Source organism: Cupriavidus sp. SIMBA_020, assembly GCF_046535395.1.
In the GTDB taxonomy this organism is placed as follows: domain Bacteria; phylum Pseudomonadota; class Gammaproteobacteria; order Burkholderiales; family Burkholderiaceae; genus Cupriavidus; species Cupriavidus campinensis.
Window position 1 is genome coordinate 1 of sequence record NZ_JAWRWU010000487.1, and the last position, 275, is coordinate 275.

Below are 275 nucleotides of genomic sequence, written 5' to 3' on the forward strand. Positions count from 1 at the left end.
CCGCGGTCGACAACGGCGCGGACGCGATCGGCCTGCTGCGCACCGAGCTGATGTTCATCCATCGCCAGTCCGCGCCGAACGCAGTCGAGCATCAGCAGAGCTACCAGTCGATCGTCGACGCGCTGCAGGGCCGCACCGCGATCATCCGCACGCTCGACGTCGGTGCCGACAAGGAAGTCGACTACCTGACGCTGCCGCCCGAACCGAACCCGGCGCTCGGCCTGCGCGGCATCCGCCTCGCGCAGGTGCGCCCCGACTTGCTCGACGATCAGTTG

At 69.1% G+C, this 275-nt stretch carries 1 protein-coding gene; it reads left to right on the forward strand.

All coding sequences use genetic code 11. The features are described from left to right. Positions 1-275 (forward strand): putative PEP-binding protein (locus SB751_RS30180; protein WP_410749044.1); only part of this gene is annotated, 275 nt, incomplete at both ends.